16 protein-coding genes are annotated in these 17,683 nt (G+C 59.6%); 9 read left to right on the forward strand and 7 right to left on the reverse strand.

Going from position 1 to position 17,683, the window contains the following annotated elements:
* Positions 1-6 precede the first annotated feature (6 nt).
* From accB to FHW77_RS12320, 3 genes are all read right to left on the reverse strand, one after another.
* Positions 7-495 (reverse strand): acetyl-CoA carboxylase biotin carboxyl carrier protein, encoded by a 489-nt coding sequence (gene accB / locus FHW77_RS12310; protein WP_004441427.1) that lies wholly within the window; start codon positions 493-495, stop codon positions 7-9.
* 25 nt (positions 496-520) lie between these two features.
* Positions 521-958, reverse strand: coding sequence for a type II 3-dehydroquinate dehydratase (gene aroQ / locus FHW77_RS12315; RefSeq protein WP_004441429.1), 438 nt, complete (start codon positions 956-958; stop codon positions 521-523).
* 125 nt (positions 959-1,083) lie between these two features.
* Positions 1,084-1,851: a DsbA family protein gene (locus FHW77_RS12320; RefSeq protein ID WP_004441433.1), complete on the reverse strand. Its 768-nt coding sequence runs from the start codon at positions 1,849-1,851 to the stop codon at positions 1,084-1,086.
* A 173-nt stretch (positions 1,852-2,024) separates the two neighbouring features.
* Here FHW77_RS12320 and FHW77_RS12325 point away from each other — a divergent pair, with 173 nt between their 5' ends.
* Positions 2,025-3,182 carry a pyridoxal phosphate-dependent aminotransferase gene (locus FHW77_RS12325; RefSeq protein WP_006698022.1) on the forward strand — a complete coding sequence of 386 codons (1,158 nt, stop codon included), beginning with the start codon at positions 2,025-2,027 and terminating at the stop codon, positions 3,180-3,182.
* A 23-nt stretch (positions 3,183-3,205) separates the two neighbouring features.
* Here FHW77_RS12325 and FHW77_RS12330 read toward each other — a convergent pair whose 3' ends face one another.
* A complete protein-coding gene (locus FHW77_RS12330; RefSeq protein ID WP_004441439.1) occupies positions 3,206-3,889 on the reverse strand; it encodes an ArsR/SmtB family transcription factor in 684 nt (227 codons plus the stop codon).
* A gap of 74 nt (positions 3,890-3,963) precedes the next feature.
* Here FHW77_RS12330 and FHW77_RS12335 point away from each other — a divergent pair, with 74 nt between their 5' ends.
* The 3 genes from FHW77_RS12335 to FHW77_RS12345 all read left to right on the forward strand — a co-directional run bounded on the left by FHW77_RS12335 (position 3,964) and on the right by FHW77_RS12345 (position 5,498).
* Positions 3,964-4,290, forward strand: coding sequence for an NIPSNAP family protein (locus FHW77_RS12335; protein ID WP_004441442.1), 327 nt, complete (start codon positions 3,964-3,966; stop codon positions 4,288-4,290).
* Positions 4,287-4,649, forward strand: coding sequence for an antibiotic biosynthesis monooxygenase family protein (locus FHW77_RS12340; RefSeq protein WP_004441445.1), 363 nt, complete (start codon positions 4,287-4,289; stop codon positions 4,647-4,649). Before FHW77_RS12335 ends, FHW77_RS12340 begins: the two co-directional genes overlap by 4 nt.
* A gap of 144 nt (positions 4,650-4,793) precedes the next feature.
* Positions 4,794-5,498, forward strand: a complete 705-nt coding sequence (locus tag FHW77_RS12345; protein WP_004441449.1) for an SDR family oxidoreductase — start codon at positions 4,794-4,796, stop codon at positions 5,496-5,498.
* A gap of 224 nt (positions 5,499-5,722) precedes the next feature.
* On the opposite strand, the gene FHW77_RS12350 is transcribed toward FHW77_RS12345, so the two are convergent.
* Positions 5,723-8,617 carry an Rne/Rng family ribonuclease gene (locus FHW77_RS12350; protein WP_004441454.1) on the reverse strand — a complete coding sequence of 965 codons (2,895 nt, stop codon included), beginning with the start codon at positions 8,615-8,617 and terminating at the stop codon, positions 5,723-5,725.
* 645 nt (positions 8,618-9,262) lie between these two features.
* Here FHW77_RS12350 and FHW77_RS12355 point away from each other — a divergent pair.
* From FHW77_RS12355 to FHW77_RS12370, 4 genes are all read left to right on the forward strand, one after another.
* Complete coding sequence (locus FHW77_RS12355; RefSeq protein ID WP_034495741.1) at positions 9,263-10,522, forward strand: N-acetylmuramoyl-L-alanine amidase; 1,260 nt, start codon at positions 9,263-9,265, stop codon at positions 10,520-10,522.
* Positions 10,523-10,847: 325 nt separating this feature from the next.
* Positions 10,848-13,295 carry a penicillin-binding protein 1A gene (locus tag FHW77_RS12360; protein WP_004441461.1) on the forward strand — a complete coding sequence of 816 codons (2,448 nt, stop codon included), beginning with the start codon at positions 10,848-10,850 and terminating at the stop codon, positions 13,293-13,295.
* A 98-nt stretch (positions 13,296-13,393) separates the two neighbouring features.
* Positions 13,394-14,525, forward strand: a protein-coding gene (gene prfB, locus FHW77_RS12365; protein WP_004441463.1) for a peptide chain release factor 2 whose coding sequence is annotated in 2 segments (ribosomal slippage) — positions 13,394-13,462 and positions 13,464-14,525 — 1,131 coding nt in all. Because the reading frame shifts where the segments join, the coding sequence is not laid out codon by codon here.
* A gap of 75 nt (positions 14,526-14,600) precedes the next feature.
* Entirely contained in the window at positions 14,601-15,083 is a 483-nt protein-coding gene (locus tag FHW77_RS12370; RefSeq protein WP_004441466.1) for a cysteine hydrolase family protein, read from the forward strand.
* Between the two features lie 25 nt (positions 15,084-15,108).
* On the opposite strand, the gene FHW77_RS12375 is transcribed toward FHW77_RS12370, so the two are convergent.
* Both FHW77_RS12375 and FHW77_RS12380 read right to left on the reverse strand, forming a co-directional pair.
* The gene (locus FHW77_RS12375) at positions 15,109-15,609 is read right to left on the reverse strand and encodes a hypothetical protein (protein ID WP_004441468.1); all 501 of its coding nucleotides are present in this window, start codon (positions 15,607-15,609) and stop codon (positions 15,109-15,111) included.
* 20 nt (positions 15,610-15,629) lie between these two features.
* Positions 15,630-16,403, reverse strand: coding sequence for an NAD kinase (locus FHW77_RS12380; protein ID WP_004441471.1), 774 nt, complete (start codon positions 16,401-16,403; stop codon positions 15,630-15,632).
* A 307-nt stretch (positions 16,404-16,710) separates the two neighbouring features.
* Between FHW77_RS12380 and FHW77_RS12385 the strand changes: the two genes are divergently transcribed.
* Positions 16,711-17,628: a PhzF family phenazine biosynthesis protein gene (locus FHW77_RS12385; protein WP_006698029.1), complete on the forward strand. Its 918-nt coding sequence runs from the start codon at positions 16,711-16,713 to the stop codon at positions 17,626-17,628.
* Positions 17,629-17,683: the final 55 nt, after the last annotated feature.

Here is a 17,683-nt window from a genome sequence, read left to right on the forward strand (position 1 = left end):
CCGCCTTTATTCGATGACCACGAGGGCTTCGCCATACTCCACGGGCTGTGCGTCGTTGACGATGATTTCCACGACCTTGCCGGACTTCGGAGCCGGGATCTGGTTCATGGTCTTCATGGCCTCGACGATGAGAAGTGTCTGGCCTTCCTTGACGGTTGCGCCGACTTCGATGAAGGGGCGGGCGCCAGGGGCTGGCGAGAGATAGACTGTGCCAACCATGGGCGAAGACACGGTGTTTGCCGGGTTGCGTGCCGGTGCAGCGGCTGCTGCCGGTGCAGCAGGGGCCGCGATTGCCGGCGCGGCGGGCGCTGCTGCGGGAGCCGGTGCGTAAGCGGGCGGTGCTGCGGCATAAACCGTGGCTGCGGGAGCGGCGCGCGAAACGCGGATGCGCAGGTCATCCTGCTCCACTTCGATTTCCGAAAGGTCGGTATCGTTGAGGATATTCGCGAGTTCGCGGATCAGTTCCTTGTCGATACCCTGTTTCTTTTCAGACATGACAAACCCTATTCTTTGTTTCTTTTTATGCCGTGATGTTTTTCAGCGCGTGAAGCGCCATGACGTATCCATATGGTCCGAAACCACAGACCATGCCCTTCGCTGCCGGTGAGACCATCGATTTGTGGCGGAACTCTTCCCGGGCGTGGATGTTGGAAATGTGCACTTCCACGACGGGCGTGGAAATCGCGCGAATGGCGTCGTGCAACGCGATAGAGGTGTGGCTGTAAGCGCCGGGATTGATGACGACACCCGCCGCCCTTTCTCCCGCCTCATGCAACCAGTCCACGAGCACGCCTTCGTGGTTGGACTGGCGGAATTCCACTGCGAAACCGAGATCGGCACCAGCTTGAAGACAATCATTCTCGATGTCCTTCAGCGTCTTGCCACCATAGATACCCGGTTCCCTTTTTCCCAGCATGTTGAGATTGGGGCCGTTGATGACGATGATGATGTTGCTCATTCACGTTTCCATACGAAAATCAGCGACACCTATAGACTGCGCAGCCGCCAAGGAAAAGCCCCTGCAAGCCGTAAACCGGCCGCCAGGCCGGCATCTCACAGGGAATGCACTTGCTTTTTTAGCAATCAGGAGCAGGTGGCTTTACCGCAGCTGCGCATATTGGCGATTTTCTCCTTCAGCGGGTCGGCACCGACGGCGCCGAAAACCGCCTCGTCGCCGACGATATAAGACGGCGTTCCGGTGATGCCGAGGCTGTTTGCCAGCTTGTAGGTTTCCTGCACCTGCGCATCATTGGGGTTTTCCGCCATCGACTTGCGGATATCGGCTTCCTTGAGGCCGAGCGAGGTCGCGACTTCCATGGCGCTGTCCTCATTCGCCCGTCCGCGGCCGCCGAGGAGCGTGCGCTGGAACTCCGGATATTTGGCCGGCGCCAGCAGCTTCACGGCATTGGAGACCCGATGTGCGGCGACCGATTCCGGTCCGAGGATCGGGAATTCCTTGAGCACGACGCGTATTTTCTTGTCGCTCTTCAGGATGTTGTCCATGTCTCCCATGGCGCGTTTGCAATAACCGCAGTTGTAATCGAAGAACTCAACGAGTGTGACGTCGCCATCGGGATTGCCGAGTGCCAGATCGAATTTCGATTCGAAGATCGCCTTTTTGTTGTCGGCGACCGCCTCTGCCGCCTTGGCGTTGCGCGCCGCATATTGCTTGCGCTCAAGCGCATCCTGAACCTCAAGCATGATCTCCGGGTTCTCGATCAGATACTGCTTGATGAACTCGCCCATTTCCTTCTTCTGCTGCTCATCGAGCGCATGCGCGGGCAGGGAGGCGAATACCGCTGAAAGGGCCGTCACGCTGGCAAGAAGGGTGGAACGGAGAAAATGCGCCATATCGGTCCTCATTCTGTGCGGCCGGAGCCTCTTGAAATCTTATGAAGGCAATTACCTTACTTTAAGCCAAATGCCATACGGCAAAAATACTTGTCCGCATTATGGTCGCATGATTGTGAAGATTGTGATTCTGCGGCAAGTCTCTGAAATACGGTTCAGGAAAGAGCATGCCCTTGATTACGATGTCGAAGCGGAGCGCAGTCGAACCCTTTCACGCCATGGATATTCTGGCGGAGGCGAACAGGCGCAGGCAGGCGGGCCGCCCCGTCATTTCCATGGCGGTCGGCCAGCCCTCCCATCCCGCACCGAAGGCGTCGCTGGCAGCGGCTCAAGAGGCGCTGAAACATGGGCGGATCGGTTATACCGATGCGCTCGGCCTGCGCGAACTGCGGGAGGCGATTGCCGGCCATTACCGGTTGCGTCACCAGGTCGCGATTGATCCGGCTCGCATCGCCGTGACAACGGGCTCGTCAGCGGCCTTCAATCTTGCCTTTCTCAGCCTTTTCGACGCAGGCGATCATGTCGCGATCGCGAGGCCCGGTTATCCGGCCTATCGCAATATCCTGAAGGCTCTCGGCCTTAACGTCGTGGAAGTGCCGGTCACGGCTGAAACCGGCTACACGCTGACGCCGGCAAGTCTGGAGCGTGCGGAAACGAAAGCGGGCTGCAAGCTGAAGGGCGTTCTGCTGGCAAGCCCGGCCAATCCGACCGGCACCGTCACAGGCCGCGAGGCACTGAAGCGGCTTGCGACCTATTGCGAAAGCCGCGACATGGCCTTCATTTCCGATGAGATTTACCACGGCCTTACCTTCGTCGGCGAAGAGACGAGCGCACTCGAAATCACCGACAATGCGGTGGTCATCAATTCCTTCTCCAAATATTATTGCATGACGGGCTGGCGCATCGGTTGGATGGTCTTGCCGGAAAACCTCGTCCGGCCGGTCGAGTGTCTGGCCCAGAGCCTTTATATTTCCCCGCCTGAACTGTCGCAGCTTGCGGCGACCGCAGCCTTTTCGGCGGCGGAGGAACTGGATGTCTATCGGGAGAGCTATCGCACCAATCGCGATTTCCTGATGGCGCGACTGCCGGAAATAGGCCTGCCGCTGGCATCCCCCATGGACGGCGCGTTTTATGCCTATGTCGATACCAGCCGTTTTTCCAATGACAGCATGGATTTCGCAAAGCGTATGCTGGCAGAAATCGACGTGGCAGCGACACCCGGCATGGATTTCGACCCGGAGGAAGGCCATAGGGCGCTGCGCATTTCTTATGCGGGTTCCGTGTCTGACATTGCCGAGGCCGTTGGGCGTATAGCCGGCTGGCTGAAATAATCGGGTATCATACGGTGGAGAGATCAGGCGGGCGTGCAGCCAAAGGTGCTGTTGAACGCCTTTTCACCCTTGGCAGTAAATGTCAGCACACGGCCGTTTCCGCGCCGCAACCAGTCGCGCTGCTGCATCGCTTCAAGAAGCGATGCGCCAAGCCCGCCGCCGAGGTGATGCCGGCGTTCGCTCCAGTCCAGGCAATGCAGGCAGACCGGGCGGCGGGCCTTTTCGAGCGGCGAAAGGTCTATGCCGAAGTTCGAGAAGAATTCGCGTCCGCTCTCCGTTAAGGCAGGATCATCACCTAACGTCACGAGCCCCTTTGCCGTAATGGCGGCAAGCAGTGCCACGCCGCTTTCCCCGGCCAGATGATCGTAGCAGATGCGCGCCTCACGCAGCGCCTTGTCCTTCGGCCCGGTGCGCACACGTACCGCGCCAGTGCGTTGGGCAAGCCCCATCAACGCTTCCAGAACCTGCGCCACATCCTCATCGGAGAGGCGGAAATATCGATGCCGCCCCTGTTTTTCCGCTTTCAGCAATTGTGCGTCCGAGAGCTTTGACAGGTGCCCGCTCGCAGTTTGCAGGGTCACACCCGCGGCCTCCGCGAGCTCGCTCGCGGTCAGCGCGCGCCCGTCCATCAGCGCCGTCAAGATGTTGGCGCGGGCAGGATCGCCGATAAGGGCGGCAACATTGGCAATCACGGGTCCGTCTTTCATGCTTCGATGGTAACCGAAGCATCGAGGCATGGCAATGGCGTAGAAGGGAGAGGCAGAACATGAGGAGACAAACGATGCTGACCTGTTTCATCCGCTACGAGATCGATCCGTTCAAGGTCGATGCCTTCGAACGCTATGCCCGCAACTGGGGAGAGGCGATCCCGCGTTGCGGGGCTGATCTGATCGGTTATTACGCGCCGAAAGAGGGATCGAGCACCATTGCCTACGGTGTCTACAACATCGAAAACCTCGCCGCTTACGAAGCCTATAGGGCGCGGCTCGCCGCCGATCCGGCCGGGCAGGAAAATTATGAATTCGCGCGCCGCGAACAATTCATCCGTCGCGAGGACCGGCTGTTTCTGCGCCTCGCGTCCGCCCCCCACGCGGGAGCCGGACGATGATTGCCGTTATTTTTGAGGTCTGGCCAGCCGCAGGCGAGAAGCAACATTATCTGGATATGGCCGCCGGCCTGCGGGCAGAACTTGAAACCATCGACGGTTTCCTCTCCGTCGAGCGGTTTCAGAGCATCGGCAATCCGGACAAGATGCTCTCCTTGTCGTTCTTCCGTGATGAGGAGGCGGTGAAGGCGTGGCGCAACACCCTGCCTCATCGCGCCGCCCAGTCGCTCGGCCGGACTGGCGTCTTCTCCGATTACAGGTTGCGTATCGCGCATGTGATGCGTGACTATGGTTTGCAGGAGAGGGAGGAAGCACCGGCGGATAGCCGGTCTGCTCACCCAACGGGTGTCGGCCCGGGCTGACGCATCAGCATCAATTTTTCTGCATGCCTCGACAAGCCTTTCTGGTTCGAACTCGTCTTGGAAACCCGTTAAAGATGAGACAGTTTAAGCTGAAGAAGGACCGCCATACGGGCTGTCCGTCAGACCTGGAATGGGAGAAAAGCGATGTCGGCAGAAAAAGTGGCGGTGGTGACGGCAGGCGGCAGCGGCATGGGAGCTGCCGTTGCGAAACGCCTGGCCGCGGATGGTTACAAGCTCGCTATCCTGTCGTCTTCTGGCAAGGGAGAGGCGCTGGCGAAAGAGTTGGGCGGCATCGGCGTTACCGGTTCCAACCAGTCCAATGAAGACCTGCAACGGCTGACGGATCTGGCGCTTGAGAGATTCGGCCGTATCGACGTGCTGGTGAACAGCGCCGGCCATGGCCCGCGCGCCGCCATCCTCGATATTACCGACGAACAATGGCATACCGGGCTCGATGTCTACCTCATGAACGTCATTCGCCCGACGCGCATCATCGCCCCGGTCATGGTAAGGCAGAGGGCGGGCGCGATCGTCAACATCTCGACTGCCTGGGCTTTCGAACCGAGCAGCATGTTCCCCACATCCGCCGTGTTCCGCGCCGGCCTTGCCTCCTACACCAAGATTTTTGCCGATACCTACGCAGCCGATAATGTCCGCATGAACAATGTCCTTCCCGGCTGGATCGACAGCCTGCCGGCGACGGAAGAACGCCGCGAAAGCGTTCCGATGCAACGTTACGGCAAGAGCGAAGAGATCGCCGCCACAGTGGCATTTCTCGCATCTGAGGGGGCAGGGTATATTACCGGCCAGAATATCCGCGTGGATGGTGGTCTCACGAGGTCTGTCTGACGGTTGGCCTCTCCCACTCCTCATCCCGTGCCTGTTAAAGGGATCCAGCCCAGGTCTTTGGGCTGAAAGGACGCTCCCGCCGCGGGCATGCGTTGACTGCGTTCCTGTGACAAGCATGGAATGAGGAAATGTCAGTGGCCCTAAAAGGGCCCGTTCTTTGCACCGATAAAAGAAAACGCCCGCAACATCGTTGCGGGCGTCTTTTATCCAGAACGTAGCTTCTCTCAGAAGAAGCCGCGGCGCTGCCACCAGCCGCCCTTGCGCGGCTTCGGCTCATCGCCATCGGGATTGGGAGACGACGACGTAACCACCGGCTCCGAAGTCGAAACATTGCTGCCCCGGTTCGCGCGGACCTTTTCTTCGCTCGCCGGTGCATCCGCCTGCGGAGCGACATCGGCCGACGCTTCGCCTGCTTCTTCAACAGCGACATCCACGACGGTTTCCTCAACTATCACCGGCTCCACCGTTTCAACCGCTTCGGCCTTCGGCGCTTCTTCGGTTTCCGTCTTGGCCTTCGCCTTGCGGGTACGGCGTGGCTTCTTCGGTGCTTCCTCTTCCACGACGTCGGCAACGACACCTTCCACCACTTCGGCTGCGGTCGCCTCTTCGGTTACCGGTGCCTCAGTTACAGGCGCTTCGTCGCTTTCGCTTTCGCCTTCGTCCTCAGCGCCGGAAGCGTCGAGAGCTTCGTCCTCTGCACGATTGCGGCGACCGCCACGCTTCCCGCGGCGACGGCGCTTGCGCTTGCTTTCCTCTTCGGAGGTTACAGCTTCCGCAGTGCCGTTTTCGGTCTCAACGCCATTGTCATCGGTGTCGATCCCGTCGTCATCACCCTCGGCATCGTCGCCGTCAGCGTCGTTGCCGGAACCGGCCTCAAGCGAGCCGTTCTGGTCGTTCTGACCGCCCTTGCCACGACGGCGGCGACGGCGCTTGCGCTTGCGCTTGCCTTCTTCGCCATTGTCGCCCTGCTGCTGCTGGCGGGGCTGGGCGCTTTCGGTCTTGACGATTTCTTCCTCGTCTTCGTCCTCTTCCACCTCGGCGACAAAATCGTCTTCTTCTTCCACGAAGTTCGGCAGCATCTGGATGAGGCTTTCGATCTTCACGGGATTTTCGACGGCTTCACCGCGATCGATGGCGAAATGCTGGGCGCCGACGCCGGAGTCGGCGGCAATGATGATCGACACGCCGAAGCGGCCTTCATAATCGACAATCGTGCCGCGCTTGTGGTTGAGCAGATAGAGCGCCGTTTCCGGCGTGCAACGCACGGTGATGTTGTGGGTGGTGTTGCGCAGCAGATATTCCTCGACGCCACGCAGCACATGCAGCGCGATGGAGGATTCCGAACGCACATGACCCGTGCCGCCACAATGCTGGCAGACCTGCGTGGTCGATTCCAGCACCGAAGCCCGAATGCGCTGGCGCGACATTTCCAGAAGACCGAAATGCGAGATGCGGCCGACCTGGATGCGGGCGCGGTCGTTCTTAAGGCAGTCCTTGAGCTTCTTCTCGACGGCGCGGTTGTTGCGCTTTTCTTCCATGTCGATGAAGTCGATGACGACAAGACCGGCAAGGTCGCGCAGACGCAGCTGGCGTGCCACTTCTTCCGCAGCTTCCAGGTTGGTCGTCAGCGCGGTTTCCTCGATGGAATGCTCGCGTGTCGAACGGCCCGAGTTGACGTCGATCGAAACCAGAGCTTCGGTCTGGTTGATGATGAGGTAGCCGCCCGACTTCAGCGTCACCTGCGGCTGCAGCATGCGGTCGAGCTGCGCTTCGATGCCGGAGCGCGAGAAGATCGGGTGAATGTCACGGTAAGGCTGAACAACCTTGGCGTGGCTCGGCATCAGCATCTTCATGAAGTCTTTCGCTTCACGATAGCCTTCTTCGCCGGAAACGATGATCTCGCTGATATCCTTGTTATAGAGATCGCGGATCGAACGCTTGATCAGCGAGCCTTCCTCGTAAACGAGGCAGGGAGCCGTGGAATTCAGCGTCAGCGTGCGGACGTTTTCCCACAGGCGCATCAGATATTCGAAGTCGCGCTTGATTTCGACGCGGGTGCGGTTGGCGCCTGCGGTGCGCAGAATGACGCCCATACCCTGCGGCACTTCCAGATCGCGCGCGATTTCTTTCAGACGCTTGCGGTCGGTCGGCTGGGTGATCTTGCGGGAAATACCGCCGCCACGCGCCGTATTCGGCATCAGCACGGAGTAACGGCCGGCCAGCGACAGATAGGTGGTGAGTGCAGCACCCTTGTTGCCGCGCTCTTCCTTGGCCACCTGCACGAGAAGGATCTGGCGGCGCTTGATGACTTCCTGGATGCGGTATTGTTTGCGCGGCTTGCGGGCAACGCGATCCGGAACTTCTTCCATGGCGTCTTCGGCGCCGACGGATTCGATCACTTCCTTTTCGTGGTGATCGTCATCGTCGTCGTCATCATCGTCATTGCCGCGGCGAAGACCTTCGACTTCCTCGGAAATCGTGTCGGTATCGACCATCGCGGCCATTTCACCGCCGGTGCTGCCATCGTCTTCGGAAGACGCGTCTGCCGCCTCGGCTGCGATTTCTTCGGCTGTCTTCTTCTTGGCGCGGGGGCGGCGAACGCGCTTCTTCGGCTTTTCTTCCTCAGCCGGCGCTTCTTCCGCGACGACTTCGACGGCCGCTTCTTCGGAAACCGCTTCCACGACGGGTGCAGCTTCTTCCGTCACAACGGTCTCAGTGGTTTCGCTTGCGGAAACAATGCCGACATCCGGCTGATCCACCTGCGAAAGGTCGATCATCGGGGCGGCGGGCTCAGGCGCATCGGCCGATTCGAAATCGTCGCTGCGGCGATGATCCTCGGCTTCCGCTTTCAGCAGGGCCTGACGATCAGCGAGCGGGATCTGGTAATAATCCGGATGGATTTCCGCGAAAGCGAGAAAGCCGTGACGGTTTCCACCGTAATCCACGAAGGCCGCCTGGAGGGAGGGCTCAACGCGGGTGACCTTGGCAAGGTAGATATTGCCGCGGATCTGTTTTTTGTGTTCCGATTCAAAATCGAATTCTTCGATCCGGTTCCCACGGACAACGACTACGCGTGTCTCCTCTTCGTGGGAGGCGTCGATAAGCATTTTGTCTGCCATGTAAGCTGTGCTCCTCGGCGCAGCCTTGTTTTATACGAGAACAGGCCCGCCACACGGACGAGCCTTTCATATGAGTGCAAGGATGTGCCGGAAATGAAGTCTCCTGCCGGGCGTCTGTAAACTGGCAGCATCCGGACCGACGGCGAGGCGCTTGGCCTGCTCCTGGTATCCGGTTCATGTGAAAACTGCTGCGACATCATTGGCCAGGCGGAACGACAATAATATATAGACCCCTTGGGGTCCGATGAATTTGCTCTCCTCAGAGCGGCGGTGGCAGCGCCACCGGGTAGGTCTCCGGCCACGGCCGGAATTGATCGAGTTTCAGGATAAATGTAACGACGGCAGATGATTGCCCGATTTGCAGCGCCAGCGTCTTTTTCGATTGGCAGCCGGCGGGCATCTATCCCGTCAACACTTTTAACCCTCATCCATGTTGTATGTTTTCTCTGTCATAATAGCAATAGGCTGGCTAAATATGCCATATTGTTGGTGGAATTTCCGGGTTAACAATTGGTTCACCAAGGCCTGCGATGGTGAGGCGCAAACGCGCAAATTGTCGTCCGGCGTGGTTGAAACGGCACCGTTCCGGGTGTTTTACCGCGCCGGTTATCGAAAATGACTGAAATACGGAATTTCTTGAAGACCATGAATTTCACGCGCAGCGCAACGAAATCAGGTGGGGCAGGGTGGATTGGCGCGCGAATCGCGCGGCTTGCGGCTGTCGTGACATTGTCTGCCGTCGCCTCGGTTTCCGTCGTTCCGGCCGTCCAGGCCACGGAGCCGCTCGTCGCGCATCAGGCCCGCATCATCGGCGATGAGGCGCGCACGCGCATCGTTCTCGATTTTGCCGAGGAGCCGGAGTTCGACGTTCACTATCTCGATTCGCCCGCCCGCATCGTGGTGGACTTCCCGGCGGTGAATTTCAGCTTTCCCGCATCCGATCTCAGGCCGACCGGCCTTTTTTCCGATATTCGCTTCGGCGGAATGGGGGAAAACAGCGCCCGTATCGTGCTGACGGCGAAGAAGCCGGTGCGGGTGGCGGTCGCTGAAACGAAAAAGGCCGATGACGGGCAGTCCTTCCGTTTCGTCCTCGATACGGAAATCACCACCAAGGGCAAGTTCGCCGAACTTGTGAAGGAGCAGCAGTGGCAGGCGCCTGCGCCCGTTACCACCGCCGCGATTTCTCCCGCGGACAAGACTTCCCGCCCGGCGGAATTCGTCATCGCGGTCGACGCCGGTCATGGAGGCATCGATGCCGGCGCCTCAGGTGGCACGACAGGCACCGAGGAAAAGGTCATCACCTTGATGTTCGCGAAGGAGCTCGCGGAGCGCCTGAACCGCGAGCCCGGCATAAAGGCCTTCCTGACGCGTGATTCCGATACATTTCTTGCCTTGTCCGAACGCGTGACGATCGCGCGGCAGAACAACGCCAGTCTTTTCATCTCCCTGCATGCCGATACACTGAAACAGAAGGGCATACGCGGCGCGACCGTCTATACTTTGTCCGATCGCGCGTCGGACCGTATGGCGCAGGAATTGGCGGAGCGTGAAAACAAGTCCGACCAGATCGCCGGTGTCGCCGTTTCCAGCGAGCCGCCGGAAGTCGCCGATATTCTCCTCGATTTCACGCGCCGGGAAACCCAGGCGTTCTCGGTGACACTCGCCGAAAACATCGTTTCTTCCTTCGAGGGGCAGGTTGGCCTCATCAACAATCCACATCGTTACGCCGGTTTCATGGTGTTGCGCGCCCATGACGTGCCATCGGTGCTTCTCGAGCTTGGTTTCCTTTCCAATCCTGACGACGAGAAGCTGCTTCTCGATGCGGAATGGCGCAAGAAGGTGGCCGATACGCTGGCAACAGCCGTCGGGCGGTACCGTTCGAAGGCTCTGGCGAACGGTGGTTGAAGGGAAATGCGCCGCGTCGGCAGAGCTGTTGCCGCGTTGCCATTGATCGCTAAAAATGCTGTTCAATTCGGGACCTTGCGGATGAATAACGGGGCCGAGCCCTATTTTACTCACATTCGCCGCGTTACTCGGAACTCGGATTCGGTGGCGGTCCGCAAAGCGTTGGCGCGGAGTTGCGGGCTGGTGGCCCGGTAACATATCAGCGAATGCTGCCGTATCCGGCTTGTCATCGAAGGTATGGTGTGCAAAACGGCACGCGATATGCAAAGATGCGCCCGTTTCCTCGGGCGTGGATGGTTACGATTCGAATTATCGGTAGCTTGGTATGATCAGACTGATTGGATATTTTTTCGGCTTGGCCAGCGTGCTCTTCCTGTGCGCCGCCGCCGCCGGTGCGATTTATTTGCACGGCGTGACGAAGGACCTGCCGGATTACGCAGTTCTGAGCACCTATGAACCGCCGGTCACGACCCGCGTGCATGCGGGCAATGGTGCGCTTATGGCGGAATATGCCCATGAGAAGCGCCTGTTCCTGCCGATCCAGGCCATTCCCGACCGGGTGAAGGCCGCCTTCCTGTCCGCGGAAGACAAGAATTTTTACAATCACCCCGGCGTCGATGTGTGGGGCCTCGGCCGTGCCATTCTCGTCAATATCCAGAATTTCGGCTCCGGCCGCCGTCCGGTGGGCGCATCCACCATCACCCAGCAGGTCGCGAAGAACTTCCTGCTGACAAACGACCAGACCATCGACCGCAAGCTCAAGGAAGCCATTCTTTCCTTCCGCATAGAGCAGACCTATTCCAAGGACAAGATTCTTGAGCTTTATCTCAATGAGATCTTCTTCGGCCTGAATTCCTACGGCATCGCCGGCGCGGCGCTCACCTATTTCAACAAGTCGGTGACGGAACTGACCATTGCGGAAACCGCCTATCTGGCATCGCTGCCGAAAGGTCCGGCCAATTACCACCCGATCCGCCGCGAAAAGGCGGCTCTCGAGCGTCGCGACTGGGTGATCGACCGCATGGCCGAAAACGGCTATATCACGGCCTCCGATGCTGCAGACGCCAAGAAACAGCCGCTTGGAGTGAACCTGCGCCGCGGTGGCGCGCATATCTTCGCGTCCGACTACTTTGCCGAAGAAGTCCGCCGCCAGATCGTCGAGAAATACGGCGAGGAAGCACTTCTCGAAGGCGGCCTTTCCGTTCGCACTTCCTTCGATCCCCAGATTCAGATGGAGGCCCGCAAGGCGCTTCAGGATGGTCTGGTGCAGTATGATGAGCGTCGCGGTTTCCGTGGACCCATCGAAAAGATCGAGACGGCCGGCGACTGGACGGCTGCGCTTGCCAAGGTCAAGGGCTTGAGAGACGTTCCGGAATGGAAGGTCGCGGTCGTGCTTGCGGTTGCCGCAGATGGTGTCGATATCGGCATCCAGGCCGACCCCGATGCGGAAGATGGCGACAAGCGCACGCGCGGTCACATCTCTGCGGAGAACATGCGCTGGGCCTATCGTGACGCGGCAGGCAAGAAAGCCACCGCCAAGTCTCCGGTTGGCGTCCTGACAGTCGGTGACGTCATCTATGCACAACCGCTTTCCAGCTCCGGAAATGAATATCGCCTGCGGCAGCCGCCCAAGGTCCAGGGTGGTATGGTGGTGATGGACCCGCATACCGGCCGCGTTCTGGCCATGGTCGGCGGTTTCTCCTATGCGCAATCGGAGTTCAACCGCTCGACGCAGGCAATGCGTCAGCCCGGTTCCTCGTTCAAGCCGTTCATCTATGCAGCGGCGCTCGACAATGGCTATACGCCCGCATCGGTTATTCTTGATGCGCCCATTGAGGTGGTGTCGGGCGGCCAGGTCTGGAAACCGCAGAATTACGGCGGCGGTTCTGCAGGTCCCTCGACCCTGCGCCTCGGCATCGAAAAGTCCCGTAACCTCATGACCGTGCGTCTGGCGCAGGACATGGGCATGAATCTGGTGGCGGAATATGCCGAACGCTTCGGCATCTACGACAAGATGCCGCCGCTTCTCTCCATGTCGCTCGGTTCTGGTGAAACCACCGTGATGCGTATGGTTTCGGCCTATTCGGTCATCGCCAATGGTGGCAAGCAGATCAAGCCGACGCTGATTGACCGCATTCAGGACCGTTATGGCAAGACGATATTCCGCCATGAGGAGCGCGCCTGCGAAGGTTGCAACGCTACCAGCTGGCAGAACCAGGATGAGCCTGTGATCGTCGACAACCGCGAACAGGTTCTGGACCCGATGACCGCTTATCAGACCACCTCCATGCTGGAAGGTGTCGTGCAGCGCGGTACGGCCGCAGGCAAGATCAAGGTCGATCTGCCGGTTGCCGGCAAGACGGGTACCACCAATGATGAAAAGGATGCCTGGTTCGTCGGTTACACGCCGGACATGGTTGCCGGCCTGTACATTGGTTTCGACTCGCCCGCACCGCTCGGTCGCGGTGGTACCGGCGGCTCGCTGTCTGCGCCGATTTTCGGTGAATTCATCGCCGATGCGGCCAAGCATCTCCAGCCGAGCAAGTTCATCGTGCCTGCAGGCATGAACTTCGTCGCCGTCAACCGCAAGACCGGCATGGCGGCAGCGGAAGGCGAACCGGACACGATCATGGAAGCCTTTAAGCCCGGCACAGGCCCGGCCGATAGCTTCTCGGTCATCGGTGCTGAAGGCTACATGTCGCAGGAAGATATTCTGAAGACCTCGCCACAGGCGCAGCAGGCCATCACCGGCGGTGGCGGCGGCCTTTATTGACATCAGCCATGACGTTTGGCGGGGGCGCGGGTCTTTACATCCGCGCCCCCCGCATTTATTTGAGCAACGAGTTTCAATGAAGGTGAAGAACCAGCGAAATGCGCAATGAAATCGTGAACGTAGTCGACGAAATCAAGCAGGCCATAAGCCTGCTGAGGAGGCATCTTTGACTGGGACCAGGCGATAAGACGACTGGACTGGTTGAACAACAAGGCAGAGGATCCGACCCTCTGGAACGATGCCGCAGAGGCGCAGAAGTTGATGCGCGAGCGCCAGCAGCTCGATGACAGCATCAATGGCGTCAAGGCGCTGGAGCAGCAGCTCCGTGACAATATCGAGCTGATCGAACTCGGCGAGATGGAGGGCGATGATGAAATCGTCAAGGACGCCGAAGACGCGCTGAAGGCGTTGAAGAGCGAGGCAAACCGCCGTCAGGTGGAAGCCATGCTCTCAGGCGAGGCCGACGGCAATGATACCTATCTCGAAGTGCACTCCGGCGCTGGCGGCACCGAAAGCCAGGACTGGGCGAACATGCTGCTGCGCATGTATACCCGCTGGGCCGACCGTGAAGGTTTCAAGGTCGAGGTTCTGGAAGTCCACGATGGCGAAGAAGCTGGCATCAAGTCCGCGACGATCCTCGTCAAGGGACATAATGCCTTTGGCTGGCTGAAGACGGAATCGGGCGTGCATCGCCTCGTCCGCATTTCGCCGTATGACAGCAACGCGCGTCGCCACACGTCGTTCTCTTCCGTCTGGGTTTACCCCGTCGTCGACGATTCGATCCAGATCGATATCAATGAAAGCGATTGCCGCATCGATACCTATCGTTCGTCCGGTGCGGGCGGTCAGCACGTCAACACCACGGACTCGGCCGTGCGCATCACGCACATTCCGACCGGTATTGCCGTCGCCTGCCAGCAGGAACGCTCCCAGCACAAGAACCGCGCCAAGGCGTGGGACATGCTGCGTGCCCGCCTTTATGAGGTGGAGCTGCAGAAGCGGGAAGAAGCGGCCAATGCGCAGGCGGCATCCAAGACCGATATCGGTTGGGGCCACCAGATTCGCTCCTACGTCCTGCAGCCTTACCAGCTGGTGAAGGATCTGCGTACCGGCGTGGAAAGCACGGCGCCCGGCAACGTGCTGGATGGCGACCTGAACGAATTCATGGAAGCCGCTCTTGCCCACCGCATCAGCGGCGGTGCGGATGTGGACGTGGCGGATATCGACTGAGGCCCTAGGCGCGTCGATCGAAAAAGATCACCCCTCGCGAACCCATTGCGAGGGGTTTTTCATTGGAGGAGATGCATGAAACAGGCGCTCTATATCGTCGACATCCAGCCGAGCTTCAATCCTCCGGCAACGCTGGTTGCCGAGATATCCAGTCTCGCGCAGACCATGCCCAGCCTCGCGACTGTCGAACGCCATGACGAAAGCGTGACGCCATTTGAACGGCAACTTGGCTGGAAGCCGGGCAGGGACGATGAGTCGCTGGTGGTTGCCGATCGCATCTTCATTAAACATGGCTATGCGCCGCCACGGGAGGCCATCGACTATCTTCTGTCGCTGAAGCTCGACCGCGTGCTGGTCTGCGGCATACAGGCAGATACCTGCGTTCTGGCTGCCGGTTTTGCGCTCTTCGATGCGGGACTTCATCCCACGCTTCTGCCGTGGCTGACGGTCGGCTCGAGTCTCGACCGCAGCGGCGAACTGGGCGCGCGCTTGTGGAAGCATCATTTCGGTGCAGTTCTGGATGGCCCTCATGAGTTGAACACCCAGACTATTGCATGACGACTGCCCACCGGCCAATCACGGGCTAGTTCGAAGCCTTCTCAACCTTCATCTCACCCAGCTCGTCGATCAGGATCGTCCAGCTTTCCGCTTCCTTGCTCATCGGATCGGTCTTGAGATAAACCGTCACGAAAAGGCCGGGCGAGGCGGGCGCTCCATTCGAGCTTTCGGGACGAATATCCGTGACATAGGACTTCATCTGACTGAATTCCTCAAGCTCGATATTTTCGAGAAGATTCGGCCCCTCGGCGGTAAAGGCGATGCGCTGCAGATAAATTTTCGCCGTACCATCGCCCTGGCGTATGGCGATGACCTTGTAATAGCCGCGCGTTGGTGAGGCAGGTGGGGGCCGCAGCTGCCCGTCAGGCCCCTTCACCGGCTCAAGATTGCGATCTTCCCACATGCCGCTGCTGGTGACAAAGATCGCCGAGACCGGCAGCGCGTCAATCGCTTCCGTCTGCGCCCGCGCCGGAAGCGCGGCGGCGGCGAAAAGGCAGGCTGCGATGATGGTTCTTGTCAGTTGCATGGCATTGTCGATCGTTGGCTTCAGTTGTTGAACTGTTCGGCGAGGACCCGGTCCGACCACGAACGGTCCGGATCCGAGAGAATTCTGGCCGTCCTGTCCTGCGATTGTGCGATCCGTACATGACGAACGGATTTCACCTCGGTGTGGTCGGCCACCGCGTTCACCGGGCGCTTGTCGCGTTCGAGAACATGAATGTCGACCGTGACCTTATTCGGCAAAAGCGCGCCGCGCCAGCGCCGCGGACGGAATGCGCTGACCGGCGTCAGCGCAAGCAGCGGCGATTCCAACGGCAGAATCGGTCCATGAGCGGAAAAATTATACGCCGTAGACCCTGCTGGCGTCGCCACCATCATGCCGTCGCAGATCAGCTCTTCCAGTCGCACCTTGCCGTCCACCTCGACCCGAAGCTTGGCAGCCTGATGCGACTGGCGGAACAGGCTGACTTCGTTCATGGCGAGCGCCGTAAACTCGTCGCCGTCGGAATCCGTCGTCGTCATCCGCAGGGGGTGGAAATCGTTGCCGCTTGCCACCGCAATGCGTTCGATGAGGCCTTCCACCCGGTAGTCGTTCATCAGGAAGCCGACCGAGCCCCGGTTCATGCCGTAGACACGCTTGCCGGAATTCATCGTCTCGTTGAGAATCTGCAGCATGAATCCGTCACCGCCGAGAGCCACGATGACGTCCGCTTCGTCAAACGGAGTATTGCCATAAGCGCTTTTCAGCTCTTCCAGCGCCGCCTGCGCCTCCGCAGTCGCGGAGGCTACGAAGGATAGTGAATAGGTAGAATGCGACATCCGCTTCCCTCGACAACGGCGAAGACCGGGACCCGGCCTGCGACTGCAATGTAACCTGTTGAAGCGGTTCGCAATCTTCGAAAGTCGTTCAAGACCTCCGGTCGCAAGCCGCAAGACGCATCCTTGGTACATGAAGACGGCCGCCGGCGACAAGGCCTTTCGGGCAGGGAGACGTTCTCCCGGCCATGCCATTGAATCGCGCCGTTCCACAGCTTCTTGATTTCCTGTCGCAACAAGGGTTGCGGTGTAAGGCGGCCTGATGCAGTTTGCGCAAGGCAGACGAGGTGTCGAATGGCAGGAGACGGGTGTGGCGCTGCACTACAATATCTATGATGTGTTTACCGAGACGAAAATGGCGGGAAACCCGCTGGCGGTGATGTATGATGCCGATGACCTCGATCAGGGGACGATGCAGGCCATCGCCCGGGAGATGAATCTCTCCGAGACCGTTTTCATCAATCGCTCCAGCAACCCTGCGCACGCGGCTTCCCTGCGCATATTCACACCCTCGGGTGAATTGCCTTTCGCCGGACACCCGACCGTCGGCGCCGCAGTAGCGATTGCCGAGCGCAATCGAGGGGATGGCGATGACGACATCGATATGGTCTGCGTACTCGAGGAGAAGGTGGGGCCCGTGCGCTGCGCGGTGAAAATGCGCGCCGGCGCCGTCAGCTTTGCGGAATTCGATCTGCCGCGCAGATCTTCAAGGGTGGACCTGCCCCTCGATCATGCCGCCCTGGCGGATGCGCTGGGTGTCAGCGAAGGCCATCTCGGTTTTGAAAATCATGTGCCATCGATCTGGACGGCCGGCGTGCCTTTCCTGCTGGTGCCGATGCATAATATCGCCGCAGTGCGTGATATGGATTTCGACGCCGGTCTGTGGCTGCGCACCGCACCGCTGGTTGAGGGGCTGCTGACGGCGGCCTATATTTACTGTCGCGGCGGTGTCAATCACGCCGCAAAGTTCCATGCCCGTATGTTCTCCCCGGATATGGGCATTGCCGAAGACCCCGCAACCGGCTCGGCCGCCGCCGCGCTTTCCGGCGCCATCCACCATTTCGACGGGCTGACTGACGGACATTATCCGCTTCTGATCGAGCAGGGGGTGGAGATGGAAAGACCGTCTCACATCCACCTGCGCATGGACATCAAGGACGGCGAAATCGGCCGCGCCCGCATCGGCGGCCACGCGGTGCGGGTTGCATCAGGCACGTTCGAAATTTGATGCGGGCCATGCTGGTCAAATACCCAAGGTGAAAGGATGGCGAAGCAACTGGCTC

The organism is Agrobacterium sp. RC10-4-1 (genome assembly GCF_014138475.1).
GTDB classification, from domain to species: Bacteria; Pseudomonadota; Alphaproteobacteria; order Rhizobiales; family Rhizobiaceae; genus Agrobacterium; species Agrobacterium pusense.